The following is a 20,668-nucleotide window of genomic DNA, read 5'->3' on the forward strand; positions in this document are numbered from 1 at the left end:
GATGAGACGAAGACTAGTCTTCTTTTTAATTGTCGGGCTACTATTTTTAAATGCATGTAATGAAAACGGTCGTGAACTTGTCGTCGGGACGTATGCAGATGAAAGCACAATCGTTTATTCTGGCGATACGCTCACGGACGAGGCGGAAATTGGGCGATTTCTCGAGTTGATTGAGACGAGTCCTTTGTCTGAAGCGAAAGTTACAGGTTTGCCCGACTACGTTATCACAGTGAACAATCGGTCTGAGTCGACGATGGAGGCAATGGTGAACGTTTGGGTTCTAGATGATGACAAGATACTCTTCACTCGTGGGATGGAAGGGACCGACGTATTTGAAATCGATTCGATATACACCGAAGATGTGAATGAAATCTTGAATCTAAATAATTTTTAAAAGGAGAGGACGAATACGATGGATCTACGAGTGTTGGACATGCTCTGGTCACTTGGTACCTTTGCTGTCATGCTAGGCGGAATCATTGTTGTATTGAAGCTGATTGTCGGAAAATCGAGTTCAGGCAACTAAAAGAAGCATCTGACGTCATGTCAGATGCTTCTTTTTATGAAAACATACCTACCAATATACCGCAGATGACCATACCAATCGTATAGAACTTGAAGCGGTGTCGTTCCCAAAATGAATCGGTCATCGTGTCACCGCCACATCATTCATCGTTCCTTCGACCATCGCGACGAACGCCTCGTCCGGGTCGGTCGTCCCTGAGGCGCGCAACCAGTCTTGGAAGTCACCTTCGTATAACACACGTCCCGCGTGGAGGAAGATGACATGTGCGTCAAATTGCGAAAGGTCGTGTAGTTGATGCGTCGAGATGAGGCACGTCCGTCCGTCTTGGACGAGACGGTGCAACCGCCGCATGATGTGGATCCGCGATGCCGGATCGACCCCGCTCGTCGGTTCGTCGAACAGATAGAGGGAGCGCTTGACCGAGGCGAGTAACGTCACGAACAACCATTTCCGCTCCCCGACAGACATTTTCCCGAGTTTCATCTTCCATAAGTGTTCGAACAGCTCTTGCTCTCGTGCGGTCGAGAGTCCGTTCACATACGACTCGAGTTTCTTAAAATCGGGACGTTTGGACAACCGTCCGATAAAGAAGGCGAGGTCTTTGCCGGTCAGTTCATTGTAGTATAAAATGTTTTGCGTCAAATAGAGCATGTCGGTCGAGGGGACGAGCGACAGCGACGTATGATCGACCGGGAGTGTCCCGGTCATGCAGTCGAATAGCGTCGTCTTCCCGGCACCGTTCAAGCCGATCAAGACGTTGATCTTATTAGGGTGAAGCGTGAACGAGACGTCGTCGAGCACAGGACGTTTCGCTTTCGGATAACGATACGACAACTGTTGAATGTGCATAAGTTCCTCCTAGCGTGTGACGAGTGAGATGAGATTGAACCGTTTCATGGCGATGAGTCCGATGACGACATAGCCGGTGAGCGAGAGCAAGGTGGCGACGAGATTGAACGAGACGTCGACTTGTGTGACGCCGTGGAGCAGAGCGAGCGACAGTTGATGGAGCGCGTAAAACGGATTGACGTACCCGAACCATTGATCCGACTGTTTGATGGCGAGCAGGAACAGCGGGTACGTGAGAATGTTCGCGAACTTCATCAGGCTCGAGACTTTCACCGGCAAGAGCGTGATGGCGATACTACCGACTGCTAACGGCAAACTGCCGAGCAGAAGGAGCAGCGGGGTCACGAGCAGGCCGAATGAAAACTGGTCGTGGACGAGCGTGACGATGACCGTGAAGATGACGAGACTGATGGCCGCGAACAGAAGCTGTGCCAAAATGATAGCCGTGACATATGTATATTTGTTCCCGGAAATCATGACGTACGTCTTCATGAGACGGTGCTCGCGCATGCGAGCGAGTTCGAGTGCGACGCCATTCAAATACGTCGCCAAGATGATGTACACCCAAAAGTATGACAAGTACGTGGAAAACTCAGCGGGCGTCATCGTGTCGATGTTAGAGGGACTGTACAAGAGCACGATCGCGAGCGGGATCCCCATCGTGAAGATGAACGGGACACGGTCGCTGACGACGACTTTCGCATACATAAAGAAAAAACTCGTGATTTGATGCATTGGCTTCCTCCCGATATGTTGTCAGTGTTTTATACCTTTATGCAGTATACGGAAAGGAATTGTAAAAAGTTTCAAGTTTGAAGCGAATGCAAAAAAGAGCTCCCATTCAATCGCTTGAATGAGAGCTCTTCCCTTATTCAGCTCGTGACGACGCCGTCACGTTTCGCAATCTTATCACTCACTTGCTGGCCGCTCAGTGTCACCATCGGCATGCCGCCGCCAGGATTGACCGTGCCGCCGACGAAGTAGAGGTTGTCGTACAATTCGCTCTGCTTCTTATGCTTGAAGCCGCCGTTCTGCTTCTTATCGGCGACGGTCCCATAAATCGCGCCTCGATCCGAGCCGTACGTCCGCTCGATATCATGCGGCGTCCAGACGTCGCGCGTCACTGTGTGTTCGCGCAACCCGTCCAAGCCCATCCGCTCGAGCTTATCGAGGACACGCTCTTCAAAGGCGGCGTAATCCTCTGGCGTGAACGGGTTGTCTTGGATGTACGGGATGTGCGGCAAAATTTTGATGTTCTCGTGCCCGGCCGGTGCCTGGGTCGGATCGGTCTTATTGACGTTCACCAAGTAAATCGTCGGGTCGTCCGGCAACTCGTGCTGCTCGAAGATTTTGTCCATCTGTTCATGCAAGTTCTCTGAGAAGAAGAAGTTGTGGTGACCGAGCGCCGGATACTCTTTGTTCACCCCGAGGTGGAGCACGAAACCGGAACTGGCCGGTTCATACTTTTCGACGAGCTTGTCGACGTACTGTTCATCCGCCTCAACCATCTTTTGATAGAACGGGATGACTTCCATGTTGGAGACGAAATAGTCGGCCGAGCGTAGCCCTCCGTCCTCGAGCTCGATGGCCGTCAGTTGACCGTTCAACGTATGGGCCCGGACGACGCCTTGACCGGTATGGAGCTTCACACCAATCTCTTCAGCGAGTTTCGTCAATCCTTCCGCTAGTTTATGCGTCCCGCCTTCGACGTACCAGCAGCCTTGCGCGTGCTGCATATAAATCATCATGTTGAGGACGGCCGGCGCGCTGTACGGGGATGAGCCGACATATTTCACGTAATACGACAGCATCGTCCGCAAATGCGGGTTGCTGATTCGTTTGGCAATCCCGTCGTACATCGTCGACGTCAAATCGAAGCCGAACAACGTCGAGAAGAGTCCGGTCTGTGCCACCGCTTCGCGCGGAGACTCGAACCCTTCCTTCAAATAACTCTTCTCCGTCGTCTTGTAGATGCGCTCGGCATATTTCAACAGTTCGCGATACTCACGCATGTCTTTCCGCGACAGCGTCGGGTTGGCGCGCTCCATCATATCCAAGTCGTGATACAAATCGAGCACCGTTCCGTCCGGGAAGAACGAGCGCCACTCGAGGTCGAGCCGTTTAGTTGGCACATAGTCTTCCATCCGCTTACCGCTGCCTGCGAACAGTTTCTCGAAAATCTGCGGCATTGTTAAAATTGAGGGGCCGAGATCGAAGCCGAACCCGTCCTGTTCAAGCCGATTCACTTTTCCACCGATGTGGTCGTTCTTTTCGTACAAGGAGACGTCATACCCTTTTTGAGCGAGCGAGATGGCCGCTGATATCCCTCCGAGACCTCCACCGATCACAATCACAGACTTGTTCACGTTTTGCATAGACGAGCCGCCCTTCTTTCGCCAGTTAATTTTTATGAACCAAAGACATTCTTCTCCGTATACATACCCATTTGAGAAGTATTTTATCCAAATATTAACGTACAGGAGGGAACGGTAAAAGTTTCAATGTGCACGGAGACCACCCGCGACGAGCGGCCCTTCGAACGTGATCGTATAGATGATACGGGCAATGTCCTCGGCCGTGTCGGGACGGTCGCTATAGAGCCATTCGTAAATGACACCCATATGGGCCGATGAGATGTAAGACACTAAATAATCGGCCGGCACGAGCGCCTTCGTCTCGTCGAACAAGACCGTCGGGGAACGATGGAACAGCGCCGCATGCATGTACGACCGGAGCCGGGCCTGGAACTGCGGGTCCCCGTTCGGTCTGAGGAGCGGTTTCATCAAGATTTTATTGTCTTCGATGAAACGGATGAACGGGACGAGCAGTTGATAGGATGATTCGCCGCGCTCTTCACCGAAGACGTGAGGGAGGTTTTTGACGAGTTTAAGTTCGGCCTCATGGAAAATCGCTTCAATCGACTTCTCCATCAAGTCGAACTTATCCACATAGTGACTGTAGAACGTCCCGCGATTGATGCCCGCCCGTTCGGTGATCGCTTTCACGGTGACCGCCTCGAACCCATGCTCGTCAATCAATTCGAGGAAGGCGCTTTTAATCAATTGTTTCGTTCGTGTGATGCGTAAATCTTCATGTCCCATCTGAATATTCTCCTTTATCCAACACTTGAGTGAAAACTGTCTGATAACCGACACGATGGCCGATATTGCCGATTGTTGGGCTGTCGACTGAGGTCTATACTGAACCTATAAACCAACACGGTGTCTATTAATTCAGTGTACTCGAACAAGGCATCGAAAAGGAGAATGAATATGGATATTCAACTGAACGACATCAGTAAATCGTTCGGTGACCAATTGGCCATCGACCATGTCGGCTTTACCATCAACTCAGGCGACATTTGTTGCTTGCTCGGCCCGTCCGGTTCGGGGAAGACGACGCTCATTCGGCTGATGATCGGTGCCTTGGCCGCGGACAAAGGTTCGATTCGCATCGGCGAAACAAAGATGCCGAACATGGGCATGCTCCACAATATCGGTTTCATGCCCCAGAACGACGGATTGTATGACGACTTGTCGGCCGAGGCGAACTTGGAGTTTTTTGGCTCGATCTATAAACTCGGTAAAACGAAGCTCCAACAACGCATCACGGAAGTGCTCACGCTCGTCGATTTGACGGACGACCGCAAAAAGCTCGTCCGTAACTTCTCGGGCGGGATGAAAAAACGGCTCTCGCTTGCGATTGCCATCCTCCATCAACCCGACGTCTTATTTTTAGACGAGCCGACGGTCGGGATTGACCCGATCTTGCGCCGGCAGATTTGGGATCAGTTTCAAGCGATTCGGGCGAACGGGACGACGATTATCGTCTCGACGCACGTCATGGATGAGGTACTCGAGTGTGACCGGGCCGCGCTCATCTATAACGGCCGTTTGATCGCTTACGATACCGTCCCGCATCTGTTGGATCAGACGGAGAACGGTCGTGTCGAGGAATTGTTCCTCATCGCCGGTCGAGAAGGAGGGATGGATCATGCGTAACTTGGCGAAACGCGTCATTTTTCAGACGCTCAACGATAAACGGAGTGTCGCCTTGATTTTGATCGCACCACTCTTGATTTTGACGCTCGTTTACTTCCTCCTCGGTGACTCGGATTACGTGCCGGTCGTCGTGCTTGATGAGAACGCACAAACGCAACTCGTCGAGGCGTTCGAAGCCGAGACACTCGACGTCCGGTTGGACACGGTCGACGACCCGTTCGGATACTTGGAAGACAATAAGGGCGTCGATGCGATCTTTGAAGCGACGCAGGAAGGGACGACAATCACGCTCCGAGAACCGTCGACGAAGTCGTCGAAGGCGGTGCGAGAGATTCAAACGGCGCTGTCGGCGTTGAATCCGGCGGCTGATATCGAGATGAACTATGTATACGGGGAAGAAGGCCAATCGACGTTCGACTCGTTCGGCTACGTGTTCTTGTCACTGTTCTCGTTCTTCTTCGTCTTCATTCTATCGGCGATGGCGCTCGTCAAAGAACGGAGCGGCGGCACGCTCGAACGGCTCCTGATGACACCAATCAAACGTGGCCAGGTCATTCTAGGGTATACGCTCGGCTATGGCGTGTTCGCGGTCGTCCAGTCCGTCTTCATCGTCCTCTATACGATTTACGTGCTCGGGCTGACATCGCTCGGCAATATCGGCTGGGTGTTTCTCGTGATGATTCTAATGGCCGGAACGGCCGTCTTGTTCGGCGCGACGATCTCGGTGTTCGCCCGCTCAGAACTCCAGGTCGTCCAGATGATCCCGTTCACGATCATCCCGCAAGTATTTTTCTCAGGGTTAATCCCGCTCGACTTGATTCCATACGGCCTCGGCAACTTGAGCTATGTCATGCCGATCTTTTACGGGGCGACGGCGATTAAAGAAGTGATGGTGTACGGTAGTGGATTTGCCGGCATTTGGGGCTACGTGCTCGGTTTGATCGTTTACGCCGGTGTGCTCTACTTGTTGAATATGCGTGCACTTGGAAAGTATCGGGGGCATTGATGTCACAACGACAAAACCGACTCGTGGTTAGCGAGTCGGTTTTCGTTTGTTTATAGGGTGCTTGCTTTTTGACCGATGTATTGCAAGACCGCCGATTCGCCATTATGGAGCGCGCCTTCATATCGTTCCACGGTCCCGTCGAAAAAGTGAATCGTCTTGAATGAGTTCATTAGTGTGGAGAAGTCAGCGGGCGTATAAAGCAGTTCTTTTTGTTTCGGACCGCCCGTCCCGTAATCGAGTTGCGCCTCACTGTAGACTTCCGTCACAAAATAACCACCTGGTTTTAAGGCCCGCTTGACGCCGTCCAAGACGGACTTTTTCACGTTGTCGGGGAAATGTCCGTAAATACAGAGAATCGCGTCATAGGTGTCTATCGGCCAATCCGCAACGGCCAAATCGACGAGACGAGTATGAAGGGTGACCCCGCGACGTTCCGCTAACCGGTTTGCTTTGTCGAGACCGACTTGCGAATAGTCCCACATGTCCACATTGACTCCTTGTTCCGCGAGCCAAACCGCGTTTCGACCTTCCCCTTCGGCAATCGCGAGCACGCGCATCCCTCGTTTGAGCAGATGTGCCTGTTGCTTCACAAAGGCATTCGGGGCTTCCCCATATACATACTCATCCGTATTGAACCGTTTGTCCCAAGTTGACATGCTCTGTTCCTCCTTAACGGACGTAGAGCTTATACGTCCTCAAGTTTGTTCTTTCAGTTTACATGAAAAAAGCATCCGGGCAGATGCCCCGAATGCTTGTTAACGTTTAAGTAGTAAAGCGACGCCCGTCACGAGAAGTGCGAGTCCGCTAAACAATCGTATTTGGTTGCAAGTCACTATCCTTCACCCCTACATTCAATATCTTCCTCTAATCAGAATAATCTAAATCCTTAAAAAAGGGAACAAAAACCAGTTTCCTTACGTAAGATAGAAGTGAGGTGATTACGAATGGAGAAACAAGCACGGATCCGGACGATTCAACTGTATCAAAAAAGATGGATGCCCTTGCACGTATCGGTCGTCATCGCGGTCGGTCTCTCATTTGCGCTATTGGTCATGAATGAGTTTCAAACAGGTTATGGAATCGCCTTCTTAGCGGCGCTCGTTGTGTTGATCTATCTGGAATGGCGCGAGAGCCGATTTATGCAACGGTTGACGGACGAACGGACCGTTCAGAAGTTCATTCGCCGCACGTATGTCGGTCGCAACGCCGTCTCGTTGTTCGGGGCGATTGGATTCTACTTCTTATTTAAGAACGACATGCAGTCAAACTTGCTCTTATGGCTCGTCATTTTCTTTGGTGCGATTGCTGCCCAGGCAGCCACGACGATACACTACGAGCGGAAGATTCGACAGATTGACCCGGAGCATCCGAGTCGGAATGATTTGAGTTTTACAAAAGGATAACCGAGAAAATAAGCCGCCCTGTTCGCACAGGACGGCTTGTTGTATTCATTAATTCGCTTTTTTGAGTTCTGATTTTTCTTCCTTGAAGTCGAGCTTGCGTACATCGACCCGTTTCACGAAGAAGGCGAGAACGAGCGCGAGTAGGTTCATTCCGAGTGCCACATAGAACGAATACTGGATGCCTGACAGAAGCGCTTGTTGTGTCAACGCGCCCATCGCACTCTCGGTGAGTGTCGCTGGGTCGACGCCGGTCATGAGCGACTCGGCTTCTGTTTTCGTCACCGAGTTCATGATTGTGACGAGGACTGCTGTCCCAATCGCACCGGATACTTGTTGGGCCGTGTTGTTGATGGCCGTTCCGTGCGGGTTGAGGCTTGTCGGCAACTGGTTGAGACCGTTAGTCATGATCGGCATCATGACCATTGACATCCCGAACATGCGAAGCGTGTACGTCGTCACGATGTACGTGTACGTCGAATCGAGTTGGACGTTGGCGAGCATGTACGTTGAGATCGCTGTAATCGTGAGACCCGTGATCGAGAGCAACTTCGGTCCGAACTTATCGAACAGTTTCCCTGTGATTGGGGACATGATCCCCATGATGATCGCACCCGGTAACAACATGAGCCCAGAGTCGAGCGGCGAGATGCCACGGACACTCTGTACGTAGGCCGGTGTCAAAATCATTCCGGAGAACATGGCGACGGCGTTGACAATCGCGATGATTGAAGCGAGCGCGAACATCGGGTATTTGTATGCTCGTAAGTCGAGGAGCGGCTTCTCCATGTTGAGCTGACGGATGACGAAGGCAATCAAAGCGACGAACCCGACAATCATCGTCGTCAAGACGATTGGGTTATCCCAGCCATCTGAACTCGCTGAGCTGACACCGTACAAGACGCCACCGAACCCGAGCGTCGATAAGACGAGTGACAAGTAATCGAGCGATTGCTCTTTATTTTGGACCATGACGTTCTCGGCTTTCCAGACGGCGAGACCGAGACCGATGATGGCGAGCGGGAGAATCATCTCGAACAAGACGCGCCAGTCGTAGTATTCGACGATGTAGCCCGAGAGTGTCGGACCGATCGCTGGTGCTGAAATCATGACGAGACCGAAAATTCCCATCGCCGTTCCGCGTTTTTCACGCGGGAAACTGACGAGCATGACGTTCATCAAGAGCGGTCCCATCGTCGACGCCCCGACCGCTTGAATCATCCGACCGGCGAGTAAGACACCGAAGTTCGGAGAGAAAGCGGCGATGGCCGTCCCGAGAGCGAAAATCGCCATCGACGTGATGAAGAGACCACGGTTCGAGAACCGGGTGATCAAGTAGGCCGATGCCGGGACGAGCACGCCTGTGACGAGCATAAATCCTGTCGCGAGCCATTGGACGGTCGAGTAGTCAGCAATCTCCAAATCGACCATGATCGATGGGAGCGCGACGTTAAGTAAAGAGTTGTTGAGGAAGGCGATGAACGCCCCGACAAAGAGGACCGCGAGCATGAGATACGGCGGTTTCTTTTGGAATTCTGGTTTCATACGAGTTGCTCCTTTATGTTCTGAATAGTTATATACTAGTAAGTGTTGATGTAGTGATTTTATACCCGCCGTACAAATAAATCAACCATTTTGTACTGTCGGTTCAAAATGGTATACTTAAGCCAGAAACCACACAGAACGGAGCAATCAATATATGAAGGATAAGAAACGAAAAGTTGCTGACGTCGCAATGGCTTTGTTCATTGAGAACGGAGTGCAGCAGACGTCGGTCCAAGAAATCATCGAACGGGCCAACATCTCAAAAGGCACGTTCTATAACTACTTCGCCTCGAAGACGGACTGTGTCGCCAACATTCTCGAGAACTTGCGCTATGACGCTGGACAACGCCGGATTGAGATGCAGATGGGACGTGACATGCGCGACAAGGACGTCTTTATCGAGCAGATTTCGATTCTCATTCAATTGAACGAGGAGCGGAACCTCCACGCCTTGTTCGAGTCGATTATGTCAGCGAATGAGCCTGAATTGAAAAAGCTCGTCCTACAACACCGCGTCTATGAGATCGAGTGGCTCGCCATGCGCCTGACGGAAATTATCGGGGAAGAGATTCGCCCGTATTCGGTCGAGTTAACAGTGCTCTTCAACGGGATGTTGCAACATATCCTGTTCACACTCCGCATCACGAACACAGCCTACTCGATTCAGCGATTGATTCGTAATTTGTACGCCTACGTCGAGTTGATGGCGGCGCGTATGGTCGACACCGGAGAACATATCTTGAACCCGGTCACTGTCGATCAAATGCGGGGGACGACGGATAAGAACCTCGTCACGAAAGATGAGTTGATTGGGATGGCAGCGCGCATCCATGAGCACGTGAAGATGACCGAGGAACAAGCCGATTTGTTCGAAGCAATCACGTACGAGCTCCATCAAGACCGGCTCCGGAAAATCGTCCTTGAACAGTTGCTGAAACCGTTCCAACGTTTGTTCAAAGGTGAGACGGGAGAGACGGAAGTTCAAAAGTTCACGAACCTCGTTTGGTTATACACGCGGACACACTAACGACAAAAAGTGATTTTATCCGTTAATATAGAAGAAACACGGTACGAAAATAAATCTCAAAATATTCCACGAAAAAGAATTGATTCCTACAAATTCATGCGCTACAATCAAATTACCGAAAGCGCTTTCGGGAAGAGGAGAATGACATGGGCACGATTTATGATTTAGCTAAAAAAACCGGCTTTTCGATTACGACGGTCTCCAAAGCGTTGAACAACTATAAGGACGTCAGCGAAAAGACGAGAGCCAAAATATTACAAGCAGCGGCTGAGATGGACTATCTGCCGAACGCACACGCCCAGTCGTTATCGACGAAAAAATCGTGGGCGATCGGGGTCATGTTCTCAGAAGCGAACGAAGTCGGAATGAAACATCCATTTTTTAACGGCATCATTGAAAGTTTCCGTCACGCGACCGAGGAACACGGCTACGATTTAATCTTCGCCTCTCGAAACCTCCGCAACCGTGACATGAGTTATCTCGAACATTTCAAACATCGAGCAGTCGACGGTATCGTCGTTATTTGTTCGGACCGGATGGACGAGCAAGTGCAAGAGCTCATGCAAAGCGATATCCCAATCGTCGTGGTCGATATGGACAGCGCCAACTGTAGCGTCGTCTATTCGGACAACACGGAAGGTGCCCGCATGGCTGTGAACTACTTGTACGAGTTAGGACATCGCCATATCGCGCATATCGCCGGAGATTCGTCGATTGACGCTGGTGCGGCCCGGGTGAAAGGGTATGAGCTTGCGATGCACGCACTCGACTTACCGATTCAACCAGGTTACTTGGTCAACGCCGGGTTCTTCTCGGTCGAAGAAGGCAAGCAGGCGATGGAGAAGTTATTACAACTGCCGGCACCGCCGACAGCAGTCTTCGTCGCAGGCGATCAAATGGCCATCGGAGCAATCGAAGCCGTCCATGAACACGGTCTCCGGGTCCCGGAAGACATCTCGATTATCGGCTATGACGACATCGAGATGATCAAATACATCACACCGAAGCTGACGACGATTCGTCAAGATACGGACGAAATCGGAGAAGCGGCGGCCGAGCTGCTCATCGAGCAGATGACAGCCAAAGAACGACGGACTGAACGTCGTGTCATCCCAGTTCGGTTGATTGAACGTGCGTCTTGCGCACCGGTCAAAAAGTAAACAAGTCACGATGATCTTTCGAAGTCGCTCTGTTCGCTTCAGCGGAATGGAGAGAAGAGAGCGATTTCGAAAATCATTCACCCTAAATCGAAACCGCTTTCGATATTTTATTTCAATATTTTCGAAAGCGCTTTCGACAAATTATTACCTCTTCATGTAAACGCTTTCTAAAACACTTAAAAGGATGGGTTCACACATGCGTAAAAAATTAGTCAGCTTACTCTCAATCGGAGCACTATCAGTCGGCGTCTTGGGCGCTTGCTCAAACGATGAAGGAACTTCAGGTTCTGAGTCTGGTTCAAAAGATGACGTCCTCAAAGTTTGGTCGTTCACGGACGAATTGAAAGAGCCAATCAAAACATACGAAGAGAAGAACGGCGTCAAAGTTGAATTGACAATCGTTCCAATCGCCGACTATCCGACAAAACTCAAGCCAGCACTCGAAAGCGGTGTTGGGGCACCGGATGTCTTCACAGGCGAGATCGCGTTCCTCAAGCAATGGGTTGACGCAGGCTACTGGGAAAACCTTTCTGATGAGCCGTACAACGTCAATGAAATCTCAGACGACTACATCCCATACGTCTTCGACCTCGGGAAAGACCAAGACGGCAACGTGCGCGCCCTCTCGTGGCAAACGACACCAGGTGGCGTCTACTACAAACGTAGCTTAGCGAAAGAAGTCCTCGGCACAGACGATCCGACTGAAATCGGCAACATGATGAGCTCGATGGACGGCGTCTTCGAAGTCGCTGAGAAAATGAAGCAAAAAGGTTACAAGATGTTCCCAGACGAAGGCGCGATTCGTTGGTTCTCACAAGGCGCGAACCCAGAAGCATGGGTAAACGACAAGAACGAACTCGTGTTGACAGAAGACAAGATCAACTACATGGACTACGCGAAAGAACTTCGTGAGAAACAATACACGGCACTCGCTCCAGAATGGTCACCATCTTGGTTCGAAGGCATGTCGAAGCCGATCAAAGTTAAAGAAGGCGGCAAAGAAACGGAAACAGAAGTGTTCTCTTACGTCCTTCCAACATGGGGTCTTCACAGCGTCTTGAAAGACAGCGCGAAAGACACAGCCGGTGACTGGGCAGTCACGAACGGTCCAAGCCCGTACTTCTGGGGCGGCACATGGCTCGGTGTTTACGAAGGATCGAAAAACAAAGAAGCTGCTTACGATTTCGTGAAGCTCATGACACAAGACGAAGAGTTCTTGACTGGCTGGGCTGAAGAGACAGGCGACGTCCTCGCTTACAAACCAGTTACCGACAAAATCAAAGACGACTTCAGCGATGAGTTCCTCGGCGGACAGAACAACTACGAGTTCTTCCTTGACCAAGCGGATGAAATCACACCAGGAATCGTCACGAAATATGACCAACAGCTCGACACGCTCTACGGCGCTTCAGTCCTTCAATATGTAGAAGGTAAGAAGTCGAAAGAAGAAGCGATTGAAGAGTTCAAGAAACAAGCGAAAAACGCTTACCCAGACATTACAGTTGACTGAGGCCAGCTAACCCGTGGGGGGACTTCCCCCCTTAAGGGTTGCTAGGGAAGGAGTAACACGACGTGAAAAAACTAGACCGCTATGGCTATGCCTTTATTGCCCCGTTTTGGGTCGTCTTTTTGACATTCAGTATTTATCCGGTCTTCTTGACCCTGTACTACAGTTTCACCAACTATACCGGCAGCCAAGGAGAAGAGGTCGTCGGCTTTGCGAACTACGCGCGCCTGTTGACTGACACGTACTTCATCGAGGCGTTCGTCAATACGATCAAGATTTGGGGAGTAAACTTTGCCTTACAGATCGGTCTTGCACTGCTTTTGGCACTCCTGTTCTCAGATCTTCGTCTAAAACTGAAGGGCCTCGCGTTCTTCCGTTCGTTCTTCTATCTGCCTAACTTGATCACGATCAGTTCGGTCGCGCTCTTGTTCGGAATCTTGCTCGACTGGCAGCACGGTTCACTCAACATGATCCTCTTGAAACTTGGGATCATCTCTGACCCGATCAACTGGTTATCGCAACCGGTGACGGCACAACTGTCCGTCTCACTCATTTTGACATGGATGTGGTTCGGTCACTCGTTCATCATCGTCATGGCCGGTGTGTCGGGAATTTCAAAAGACTTTTTCGAAGCAGCCCATATCGATGGCGCGAACCGTTGGCAAATGTTCACGTATGTCACACTGCCACTACTCAAACCGATTCTCTTGTACATCATGATCACGTCACTCATCGGTGGACTCCAATTGTTCGATCTTCCGCTCCTCTTGACGGACGGAATTGGTGCACCGGATGGATCACTGAACACGATGGTCCTTTACTTGTACAACCAAGCATTCAAGTATAACAACTACGGCTATGCGTCAGCGGTCGCTTACGGCTTGTTCTTGATCACGCTCGTCTTCTCGGCGGTCGTCTTCAAAGGCATGTTCCGCAAAGAACGCGCTGCGCAGAAGGGAGCATAAGCAATGGAACAAAATGCAGAATCACGGCGTATGCTCGCCGACAGCGAAGTGCAGCCGCCACGCGAGGAAACACCCCGCCAAGTGGATCCACCGAAGCAAAAGCAAAAGAAAAAATGGCTCAGCCGTGGTGTCATCTACACGGGTTTGATCGTCTTGACGATCGTCTGTTTCATCCCGTTCCTCATGATGCTCGTCAACGCGACACGGACGAACGGAGAAATCATGTCTGGTTTCTCCCTTCTCCCGGGGACGGCACTCGTCGAGAACTATGCGATTTTGAGTGACTACATCAACATCTGGAACGGCTTCAAGAACAGCTTGATCATCGCTGTGCTCGTCACATTGCTCTCTGGTTACTTCTCGGCGATGACAGCGTTCGGTTTCGCTTTCTACGATTTCAAAGGGAAAAATGTGATGTTCATCTTCATGCTTGTCATGATGATGGTACCGGGACAACTCGGACTCATCGGTTTCTACGAGATTTCGAAAACGCTCGGCATTCTCGACTCGTTCATCCCGCTCATCATCCCGTCGATTGCGAGTCCGTTCGTCGTCTTCTTCATCCGGCAGTACACCCAGGCCACGCTTCACGTCAGTATGATTGAAGCGGCCCGGATCGATGGCGCGAGCGAGCTTCGCATCTTCCATACGATTGCACTCCCGATGATGATGCCGGCCGTCGCCACGATGTCGATCTTCACGTTCATCGGCTCATGGAACAACTACTTGATGCCGCTCGTGCTCTTGTTCTCACCAGAGAAGTACACGTTGCCGGTCCTCATGGGCTTCTTGAAGGGTTCGCAAGTCGCCGAGAACCTCGGTGCCCTTTACCTCGGTATCGCCATCTCGGTCGTGCCGATTATGATCGCCTTCTTGTTCATGTCGAAATACATCGTCAGCAGTATCTCGGCTGGTGCGGTCAAAGAATAATAGAGAAAAGAGGAACACACTATGCAATTCAATAAAGACTTCGTCTTCGGGACCGCGACTTCGTCGTATCAGATTGAAGGCGCGCATAACGAAGACGGGCGCACCCCGTCGATTTGGGACATGTTCTGCGACATCGACGGACGCGTGTTCGAGAAGCATAACGGTGACGTCGCGTGCGATCACTACCACCGCTTCGAGGAAGACATCCAGCACATCAAACGGCTCGGTGTCGACACGTACCGCTTCTCAATCGCATGGCCGCGTATCTTCCCGGCGAAAGGTGAGTTCAATCCAGCTGGGATGGCGTTCTACAAGACGCTCGCGACACGCCTCCGTGAGGAAGGCATCAAGCCGGCCGTCACGCTCTACCACTGGGATCTCCCGATGTGGGCACATGAAGAAGGTGGCTGGGTGAACCGCGACTCGGTCGACTGGTTCCTCGACTACGCCAAAGTATGTTTCGATGAGCTCGACGGCATCGTCGACTCATGGATCACGCACAACGAGCCATGGTGTGCCGGCTTCCTCGGCTATCACGTCGGTGTCCACGCTCCAGGACATCGCGACATGAACGAAGCGGTTCGCGCCGTGCACCATATGCTCCTCTCGCACGGAAAAGCGGTCGAACTGTTGAAACAAGAGTTGAAGTCGACGACACCAATCGGCATCACGCTCAACTTGTCACCGGTTTACGCCAAGACGGACTCGGTGAACGACCGACTCGCACAAAACAACTCGGACGGTTACTCGAATCGCTGGTTCCTCGATCCAGTGTTCAAAGGTCAGTATCCGGTCGACATGATGAACTTGTTCGCGAAATATGTTCATACGTACGACTTCATCAAACCAGGTGACATGGAGACGATCTCGACAGAGTGCGACTTCTTCGGCATCAACTTCTACAGCCGCGGACTCGTTGAGTTCAGCGCGGCGAACGACTTCATGACGGTGGCTGCGTACTCCGATTACGACAAGACGGGCATGGGCTGGGATATCGCCCCGAACGAATTCAAAGACCTGATCCGTCGCTTACGTAACGAGTACACAGACCTTCCAATCATCATCACAGAGAACGGCGCGGCTTACGACGACGTGCTTGAGAACGGCGAAGTCCATGACGATAAACGCATCGACTACGTCAAAAAGCACCTCACAGCCGTATCCGACTTGAACGACGAAGGCATGAACATCGCCGGATATTATCTCTGGTCGCTCATGGACAACTTCGAATGGAGCTTCGGTTATGAGAAACGCTTCGGCATCCTCTACATCGACTTCGACACGCAAGAGCGCGTCTGGAAAGACAGCGCGAAATGGTACGCCGGCGTCATCGGTGACCATAAAGCCAAACACGCGGATAGCGTCGAGGCGTAAGATGGATCCATCCCTGCCGCTACAGGGATGGATTTTTTGTGTGGAACCGATTCAAGCGGGGAACGTATGAAGTAGGGAGAGGAGGACGGACGATGGCGTCACACCATAGAACGAATCAAGAGCGGGAACAGGGTAAGACGACCACGCTTATGATGATGTCGTTGCTGTGCTGGTTTATGTACGGGTTGCTCTATGGGTTGGTCTATTCAAATGTCCTCGTGATCTTTTTTGTGTTGTTCTCTTCTTTTTTAGGCGTGAGAGGACTGATGGAACGGAATAAACGGATTGAACGGGAACGGGAAATTCGTGATCTCGGTGTGGAGATTGATTCGGAAGAAGGGGAGATGTTGATGAAACGCGAGTATGCAACGTATGAAGTGACAGGTTATGACGACAAAGGAAAGATCAAGTTCATCCACTTGAAGGAAGGCGAATTCGTCTTGCCGGTCGAGATCAAAGGCGACGATTTGACGAAAATCAAGAAGATGATGGAGCTCAACCCAGGCGTGACGGTCATCGTTCATGCAGCTGTCGATCAGAAACGGATGCGGTTGCAGGAGATTGACGGCTATTCGCTCAGGAAGGACGGTTGACGATGGCGCTCACGAAGTTGGCGTCGCGTGACGAAACGATTGATGTGACGATCGAGAGCTATGCGTATGCCTATCCTGACGCCGACAACATCCATGATGCGGCGTGGCATCGGAATTGGGTCGGGTTTCATGCACCGGACCATCGGATCACGTTCGATGACATTATGCTCGACAGTCTGCTTGTCGCTCACTACATACCGGTATTCGAGTCGTTCGTAGCGGGTGACATGCAAGAAGTCGAGTTCGAACCGACAGAACCGTATATCCGCTTGACGGTGACGAGGAGAGACGGCGATGGGGAGGAGGTGGACGTGCGAGGCCATCTGGAGCACCCGCTCGGGGACGAGACGGAAGAACTTGATATTAACTTTGAAACCTCTGTAGCGAACGTGGAACGCTTCCTAAAAGGCTTGCGAGACATCGCTGCTGAATTTCCAATCCGGGAACGTGAGAGTGATTTGTAATAAGACGAAACAGATGAAAAAAACGCCGTGACAGTAAGTGTCATGGCGTTACGAATCGAGTTGTGATTTATTGGCCCGATACTTGCCTAACGAGTAGGCGGCACATAGAAGAAAAATCATATGTAGCCCGATGCCAATCAACATCGCGTACGGGACGATGGATTTGAACCCAAGCCCGAAGGCGAGCGCTGCGCTCGATAAGATCATGAAGCTAGGGGTGTAGTTTTTCATATCCAGTTACTCCTTATCTATTTGTTAGTAACTATCTTAGGTAGAAGAAGAGAAATCAAGAGTAGGGCCACCGATAGCCCGTAAGCTATAGACAAGATAGTTCTCGTGTCTTCTCTTGATAACTGAAATCCGACAATCATAGCCATCGCTAGAGCGAACGTAGGCAAAATAGCGATAGCAAACGCGATCCAGTGCAGGTTCTTTCTCGTCATAGAAATTCTTCCTCATTCCTAAGTCGTGTCGACTGAGTAGACAATGTCTGATAACCACCTAAATTATTACTTGTTTCCCCAAATATAACAGCCCTTCTCATCGCTGAGAAGGGCTGTCGTTTTTTGCTTAGGCTGACGCTTTGTCTGCGTCTTCTTGTGCTTTCAACTCTTCACCATACGACACGCGGTCTTGCATACGGACGAACGGGAGGTAGACGGCTACGGCCATAGCGATGGTTACAATCTGTAAGAGCGCTGCACGCCATCCGCCGATCAAGAAACCAGAGATGACCGGTGGTGTCGTCCAAGGCACTTGAAGCGCGTTGAACGGGTCGACCCAGCCCCAAAGGATTGAGAAGTACACCATGAACGAAGCAATCGCTGGAACGATGACGAATGGTACGAACATGATCGGGTTGAACACGATCGGCATCCCGAAGATGACCGGCTCGTTGATGTTGAAGAGACTTGGTGCGAGTGAGAGCTTACCGAGTTGCTTCAAGTGAGCCGAACGGGCGACGATGAGTGTCGCGATGATGAATCCGATTGTGATTCCTGATCCACCGAGCTTCGTGAACACGTCGAGGAACTGGATTGTAACGATTTTCGCGTTCTCACCGGCAACGAGTGTTTCACCTGAATCAAGGATTGCTTGGTTTTGAAGCGCGTTCGCTGTAAGGAGTGGTCCCATGATACCCATGATGATGGCAGCTCCGTGAATTCCACACCACCACATGACTGACATGAGCACCATGATGATAACGGCTCCGGCAAGTGTGTCGGTCAAGTTTTGAAGTGGTGCTTGAAGCACGTCATAGACGACTTCAGTGAACGTACGATCTGCAACCGCTTGGAAAGTCGCAAACGTCGCGACCGCAAGTGTGATAATCGCAAGACCAGGGACAAGTGCTGAGAATGAGTTCGATACGCCCGGTGGAACACCGTCAGGCATTTTGATGCTGATGCCGCGTTTGATGAACTGCGAATAAATAAATCCAACGACCAATCCGACGACGATGGCAGCGAGGACACCTTGTCCGCCTGTCCATACTTTCGGGATGACTCCGCCGACTGTTTCTCCACCTTCAGAGAGGACAGACGCTTGCGTGATGATCAAGAACGAGATGATTCCGAGAATACCAGCTGGTACGCCTTCGATCTTTTCATTTTTCACGTACGAGTAAGCGATTCCGAATACACCGATCAAGGCGAGAATGTCAAACGTCGCACCGACGACTTGCGTGAGCGGGAGCGTCCAATCGGCTCCGAACAGACCTGACATGAATTCGGCCCAGCCTGGAATCGGGAGCGCGAGGATGAGCAAGAACAATGACCCGATGATCGTCATCGGCATCGTCAGGATGAACCCGTCCTTAATTGCAAGGACGGGCTTGGCGTTCGCGAAACGAACGAACCCTGGCGTGAATTTTTCAAATACGGTTTCTAAGCGGCTCATGGGGAACCTCCTTATAGGTTTTCAGCGCGAGTAGCGATAATGTCTTTGTACCAGTAGAACGATTTTTTCTTCTTACGAGCAAGTCCGTTGGCGTGGTCCACGTAGATGAAGCCATATTGCTTCTTATATCCGTTGAGCCAGCTGAGGAGATCGATGGCCGACCAAGCGTAGTAACCTGCAACGTTGACACCTTGTTCGACAGCGTGTTTCACGGCGCGGATATGACCTTCGATGTATTCGATTCGAGCGTCGTCGACGATTTCTCCGTCCACGATCGGGTCGACATCACCGAGACCGTTCTCTGTGATGTAGATTTTCACATCGCCGTAACGATCTTTGAGCATGTGCATGCCGTCAAGGAACGCTTCCGGTGAGATTTCCCAAGCCCATTTCGTGTAGACCTTGTCATCCATCATGACCGTCTTATAGACGCCATCGAATGAAGGGTTACCCGGACGGCCTGTCGAGTTCTCGCGGCCACCGGCCATGACGAGCACCGAGTCATTTTTCATGACGCGTTGCGGGCTGTAGTAGTTGAGGCCGATGAAGTCGTTCATCGAAGCCGTGCGCTTCAAGAGGTCGAGCTCTTCGTCTGTCATTTCAGGGAGAAGGCCTTGCTCCTCGAGTCCTTTCACGACGTATGCTGGATATTCACCTTTCAAGATCGGGTCATAGAACCAGTGCGTCGAGTAGGCATTCGCGTGCATTTCAGCGAATTTGTTCTCTTCGGCGTCATCGATGCTGAAGGCCGGGTTGAACACGTGTGTGATTCCGATTTCGCCTTCATATCCGTTTTGTTTGAACAACTCGACGGCACGAGCGTGAGCGACGAAGACGTGGTGTGTCGTTTGGAAGTATCCTTTGACGTCGCCTTCGATACCGGGCGGGTGTGCCCCAGTCAAGTAGCCGAGCGAGCAGAAGATGACCGCTTCGTTGAATGTGATCCAGTGACGGACACGGTCGCCGAACGATTGGAAGCAAGTATCGGCAAAACGGACGAATGCGTCAACCGTCTCTGGGTTTTTCCAGCCGCCTTTTTCTTCAAGCGCTTGCGGGAGGTCCCAATGGTAGAGTGTCACGAACGGGACGATGTTGTGCTTCAAGCACTCATCGATCAAGTTGTTGTAAAACTCGAGTCCTTTTTCGTTCACTTCACCTGTGCCGTTCGGGAAGACGCGCGGCCATGAGATTGAGAAGCGATATGATTCGAGTCCCATCTCCGCCATGAGCGCGATGTCTTCTTTATAACGGTGGTAATGGTCGACTGCGACGTCGCCGTTTGTATCTTCAAATGTTTTCCCAGGAATTTTCGAGAAGACGTCCCAGTTCGAGAGTCCTTTCCCGTCCTCGTTCCATGCGCCCTCGACTTGGTAAGAAGCCGAGGCAGCGCCGAACAAGAAATTGTTTGGCATTTTCAAAGTG

The 20,668-nt window shown here is 51.3% G+C and carries 21 protein-coding genes; 12 read left to right on the forward strand and 9 right to left on the reverse strand.

Annotated features, from left to right (window positions below; all coding sequences use genetic code 11):
* The first annotated feature begins 1 nt into the window (after position 1).
* Positions 2–394, forward strand: coding sequence for a hypothetical protein (locus tag KNP78_RS11710; RefSeq protein WP_214754597.1), 393 nt, complete (start codon positions 2–4; stop codon positions 392–394).
* 252 nt (positions 395–646) lie between these two features.
* Here KNP78_RS11710 and KNP78_RS11715 read toward each other — a convergent pair whose 3' ends face one another.
* The 4 genes from KNP78_RS11715 to KNP78_RS11730 all read right to left on the reverse strand — a co-directional run bounded on the left by KNP78_RS11715 (position 647) and on the right by KNP78_RS11730 (position 4,476).
* Positions 647–1,375, reverse strand: coding sequence for an ATP-binding cassette domain-containing protein (locus tag KNP78_RS11715; protein ID WP_214824467.1), 729 nt, complete (start codon positions 1,373–1,375; stop codon positions 647–649).
* A gap of 9 nt (positions 1,376–1,384) precedes the next feature.
* Positions 1,385–2,110 carry a hypothetical protein gene (locus KNP78_RS11720; RefSeq protein ID WP_214824469.1) on the reverse strand — a complete coding sequence of 242 codons (726 nt, stop codon included), beginning with the start codon at positions 2,108–2,110 and terminating at the stop codon, positions 1,385–1,387.
* A gap of 137 nt (positions 2,111–2,247) precedes the next feature.
* Positions 2,248–3,750: a phytoene desaturase family protein gene (locus tag KNP78_RS11725; protein ID WP_214824471.1), complete on the reverse strand. Its 1,503-nt coding sequence runs from the start codon at positions 3,748–3,750 to the stop codon at positions 2,248–2,250.
* Positions 3,751–3,873: 123 nt separating this feature from the next.
* Entirely contained in the window at positions 3,874–4,476 is a 603-nt protein-coding gene (locus KNP78_RS11730) for a TetR/AcrR family transcriptional regulator (protein ID WP_214754591.1), read from the reverse strand.
* A 171-nt stretch (positions 4,477–4,647) separates the two neighbouring features.
* Between KNP78_RS11730 and KNP78_RS11735 the strand changes: the two genes are divergently transcribed.
* Positions 4,648–5,376, forward strand: a complete 729-nt coding sequence (locus KNP78_RS11735) for an ABC transporter ATP-binding protein (protein WP_214824473.1) — start codon at positions 4,648–4,650, stop codon at positions 5,374–5,376.
* Entirely contained in the window at positions 5,369–6,382 is a 1,014-nt protein-coding gene (locus tag KNP78_RS11740; protein WP_214824475.1) for an ABC transporter permease, read from the forward strand. The genes KNP78_RS11735 and KNP78_RS11740 overlap by 8 nt, the downstream gene beginning before the upstream one ends.
* Positions 6,383–6,432: 50 nt before the next feature.
* Here KNP78_RS11740 and KNP78_RS11745 read toward each other — a convergent pair whose 3' ends face one another.
* Positions 6,433–7,038, reverse strand: coding sequence for an SAM-dependent methyltransferase (locus tag KNP78_RS11745; RefSeq protein ID WP_214824477.1), 606 nt, complete (start codon positions 7,036–7,038; stop codon positions 6,433–6,435).
* Between the two features lie 288 nt (positions 7,039–7,326).
* Here KNP78_RS11745 and KNP78_RS11750 point away from each other — a divergent pair, with 288 nt between their 5' ends.
* Positions 7,327–7,785 carry a hypothetical protein gene (locus tag KNP78_RS11750; protein ID WP_034781530.1) on the forward strand — a complete coding sequence of 153 codons (459 nt, stop codon included), beginning with the start codon at positions 7,327–7,329 and terminating at the stop codon, positions 7,783–7,785.
* A 48-nt stretch (positions 7,786–7,833) separates the two neighbouring features.
* On the opposite strand, the gene KNP78_RS11755 is transcribed toward KNP78_RS11750, so the two are convergent.
* Complete coding sequence (locus KNP78_RS11755) at positions 7,834–9,327, reverse strand: MDR family MFS transporter (RefSeq protein ID WP_034781533.1); 1,494 nt, start codon at positions 9,325–9,327, stop codon at positions 7,834–7,836.
* A 154-nt stretch (positions 9,328–9,481) separates the two neighbouring features.
* Between KNP78_RS11755 and KNP78_RS11760 the strand changes: the two genes are divergently transcribed.
* The 8 genes from KNP78_RS11760 to KNP78_RS11795 all read left to right on the forward strand — a co-directional run bounded on the left by KNP78_RS11760 (position 9,482) and on the right by KNP78_RS11795 (position 17,347).
* Complete coding sequence (locus KNP78_RS11760) at positions 9,482–10,354, forward strand: TetR/AcrR family transcriptional regulator (protein ID WP_034781534.1); 873 nt, start codon at positions 9,482–9,484, stop codon at positions 10,352–10,354.
* A 146-nt stretch (positions 10,355–10,500) separates the two neighbouring features.
* Positions 10,501–11,514 carry a LacI family DNA-binding transcriptional regulator gene (locus tag KNP78_RS11765; protein WP_214754579.1) on the forward strand — a complete coding sequence of 338 codons (1,014 nt, stop codon included), beginning with the start codon at positions 10,501–10,503 and terminating at the stop codon, positions 11,512–11,514.
* 196 nt (positions 11,515–11,710) lie between these two features.
* On the forward strand, positions 11,711–13,024 hold the full coding sequence (locus KNP78_RS11770; protein WP_034781540.1) for an ABC transporter substrate-binding protein: 1,314 nt from the start codon (positions 11,711–11,713) through the stop codon (positions 13,022–13,024).
* Between the two features lie 62 nt (positions 13,025–13,086).
* The gene (locus KNP78_RS11775; RefSeq protein ID WP_034781543.1) at positions 13,087–13,986 is read left to right on the forward strand and encodes a carbohydrate ABC transporter permease; all 900 of its coding nucleotides are present in this window, start codon (positions 13,087–13,089) and stop codon (positions 13,984–13,986) included.
* Between the two features lie 3 nt (positions 13,987–13,989).
* Positions 13,990–14,916 carry a carbohydrate ABC transporter permease gene (locus tag KNP78_RS11780; RefSeq protein WP_214754577.1) on the forward strand — a complete coding sequence of 309 codons (927 nt, stop codon included), beginning with the start codon at positions 13,990–13,992 and terminating at the stop codon, positions 14,914–14,916.
* 21 nt (positions 14,917–14,937) lie between these two features.
* Positions 14,938–16,290: a GH1 family beta-glucosidase gene (locus tag KNP78_RS11785; protein ID WP_034781545.1), complete on the forward strand. Its 1,353-nt coding sequence runs from the start codon at positions 14,938–14,940 to the stop codon at positions 16,288–16,290.
* A 92-nt stretch (positions 16,291–16,382) separates the two neighbouring features.
* Positions 16,383–16,883: a hypothetical protein gene (locus KNP78_RS11790; RefSeq protein ID WP_214824480.1), complete on the forward strand. Its 501-nt coding sequence runs from the start codon at positions 16,383–16,385 to the stop codon at positions 16,881–16,883.
* Positions 16,884–16,885: 2 nt separating this feature from the next.
* Entirely contained in the window at positions 16,886–17,347 is a 462-nt protein-coding gene (locus KNP78_RS11795) for a WapI family immunity protein (RefSeq protein ID WP_214824483.1), read from the forward strand.
* Positions 17,348–17,395: 48 nt separating this feature from the next.
* Here KNP78_RS11795 and KNP78_RS11800 read toward each other — a convergent pair whose 3' ends face one another.
* The 3 genes from KNP78_RS11800 to KNP78_RS11810 all read right to left on the reverse strand — a co-directional run bounded on the left by KNP78_RS11800 (position 17,396) and on the right by KNP78_RS11810 (position 20,664).
* On the reverse strand, positions 17,396–17,578 hold the full coding sequence (locus KNP78_RS11800; RefSeq protein WP_034781551.1) for a hypothetical protein: 183 nt from the start codon (positions 17,576–17,578) through the stop codon (positions 17,396–17,398).
* A gap of 339 nt (positions 17,579–17,917) precedes the next feature.
* Complete coding sequence (locus tag KNP78_RS11805) at positions 17,918–19,246, reverse strand: PTS sugar transporter subunit IIC (protein WP_034781555.1); 1,329 nt, start codon at positions 19,244–19,246, stop codon at positions 17,918–17,920.
* An 11-nt stretch (positions 19,247–19,257) separates the two neighbouring features.
* Positions 19,258–20,664, reverse strand: coding sequence for a GH1 family beta-glucosidase (locus tag KNP78_RS11810; RefSeq protein ID WP_214824486.1), 1,407 nt, complete (start codon positions 20,662–20,664; stop codon positions 19,258–19,260).
* Between the last annotated feature and the right edge of the window lie 4 nt (positions 20,665–20,668).

Source organism: Exiguobacterium sp. s28, from assembly GCF_018618135.1.
Lineage (GTDB): Bacteria > Bacillota > Bacilli > Exiguobacteriales > Exiguobacteriaceae > Exiguobacterium > Exiguobacterium mexicanum_A.

Excerpts from the sequence above, each read along its gene's own strand:
- KNP78_RS11710 (WP_214754597.1), top strand. The coding sequence starts at position 2 with ATGAGACGAAGACTAGTCTTCTTTTTAATTGTCGGGCTACTATTTTTA.
- KNP78_RS11715 (WP_214824467.1), bottom strand. The coding sequence starts at position 1,375 with ATGCACATTCAACAGTTGTCGTATCGTTATCCGAAAGCGAAACGTCCT.
- KNP78_RS11720 (WP_214824469.1), bottom strand. The coding sequence starts at position 2,110 with ATGCATCAAATCACGAGTTTTTTCTTTATGTATGCGAAAGTCGTCGTC.
- KNP78_RS11725 (WP_214824471.1), bottom strand. The coding sequence starts at position 3,750 with ATGCAAAACGTGAACAAGTCTGTGATTGTGATCGGTGGAGGTCTCGGA.
- KNP78_RS11730 (WP_214754591.1), bottom strand. The coding sequence starts at position 4,476 with ATGGGACATGAAGATTTACGCATCACACGAACGAAACAATTGATTAAA.
- KNP78_RS11735 (WP_214824473.1), top strand. The coding sequence starts at position 4,648 with ATGGATATTCAACTGAACGACATCAGTAAATCGTTCGGTGACCAATTG.
- KNP78_RS11740 (WP_214824475.1), top strand. The coding sequence starts at position 5,369 with ATGCGTAACTTGGCGAAACGCGTCATTTTTCAGACGCTCAACGATAAA.
- KNP78_RS11745 (WP_214824477.1), bottom strand. The coding sequence starts at position 7,038 with ATGTCAACTTGGGACAAACGGTTCAATACGGATGAGTATGTATATGGG.
- KNP78_RS11750 (WP_034781530.1), top strand. The coding sequence starts at position 7,327 with ATGGAGAAACAAGCACGGATCCGGACGATTCAACTGTATCAAAAAAGA.
- KNP78_RS11755 (WP_034781533.1), bottom strand. The coding sequence starts at position 9,327 with ATGAAACCAGAATTCCAAAAGAAACCGCCGTATCTCATGCTCGCGGTC.
- KNP78_RS11760 (WP_034781534.1), top strand. The coding sequence starts at position 9,482 with ATGAAGGATAAGAAACGAAAAGTTGCTGACGTCGCAATGGCTTTGTTC.
- KNP78_RS11765 (WP_214754579.1), top strand. The coding sequence starts at position 10,501 with ATGGGCACGATTTATGATTTAGCTAAAAAAACCGGCTTTTCGATTACG.
- KNP78_RS11770 (WP_034781540.1), top strand. The coding sequence starts at position 11,711 with ATGCGTAAAAAATTAGTCAGCTTACTCTCAATCGGAGCACTATCAGTC.
- KNP78_RS11780 (WP_214754577.1), top strand. The coding sequence starts at position 13,990 with ATGGAACAAAATGCAGAATCACGGCGTATGCTCGCCGACAGCGAAGTG.
- KNP78_RS11785 (WP_034781545.1), top strand. The coding sequence starts at position 14,938 with ATGCAATTCAATAAAGACTTCGTCTTCGGGACCGCGACTTCGTCGTAT.
- KNP78_RS11790 (WP_214824480.1), top strand. The coding sequence starts at position 16,383 with ATGGCGTCACACCATAGAACGAATCAAGAGCGGGAACAGGGTAAGACG.
- KNP78_RS11795 (WP_214824483.1), top strand. The coding sequence starts at position 16,886 with ATGGCGCTCACGAAGTTGGCGTCGCGTGACGAAACGATTGATGTGACG.
- KNP78_RS11800 (WP_034781551.1), bottom strand. The coding sequence starts at position 17,578 with ATGAAAAACTACACCCCTAGCTTCATGATCTTATCGAGCGCAGCGCTC.
- KNP78_RS11805 (WP_034781555.1), bottom strand. The coding sequence starts at position 19,246 with ATGAGCCGCTTAGAAACCGTATTTGAAAAATTCACGCCAGGGTTCGTT.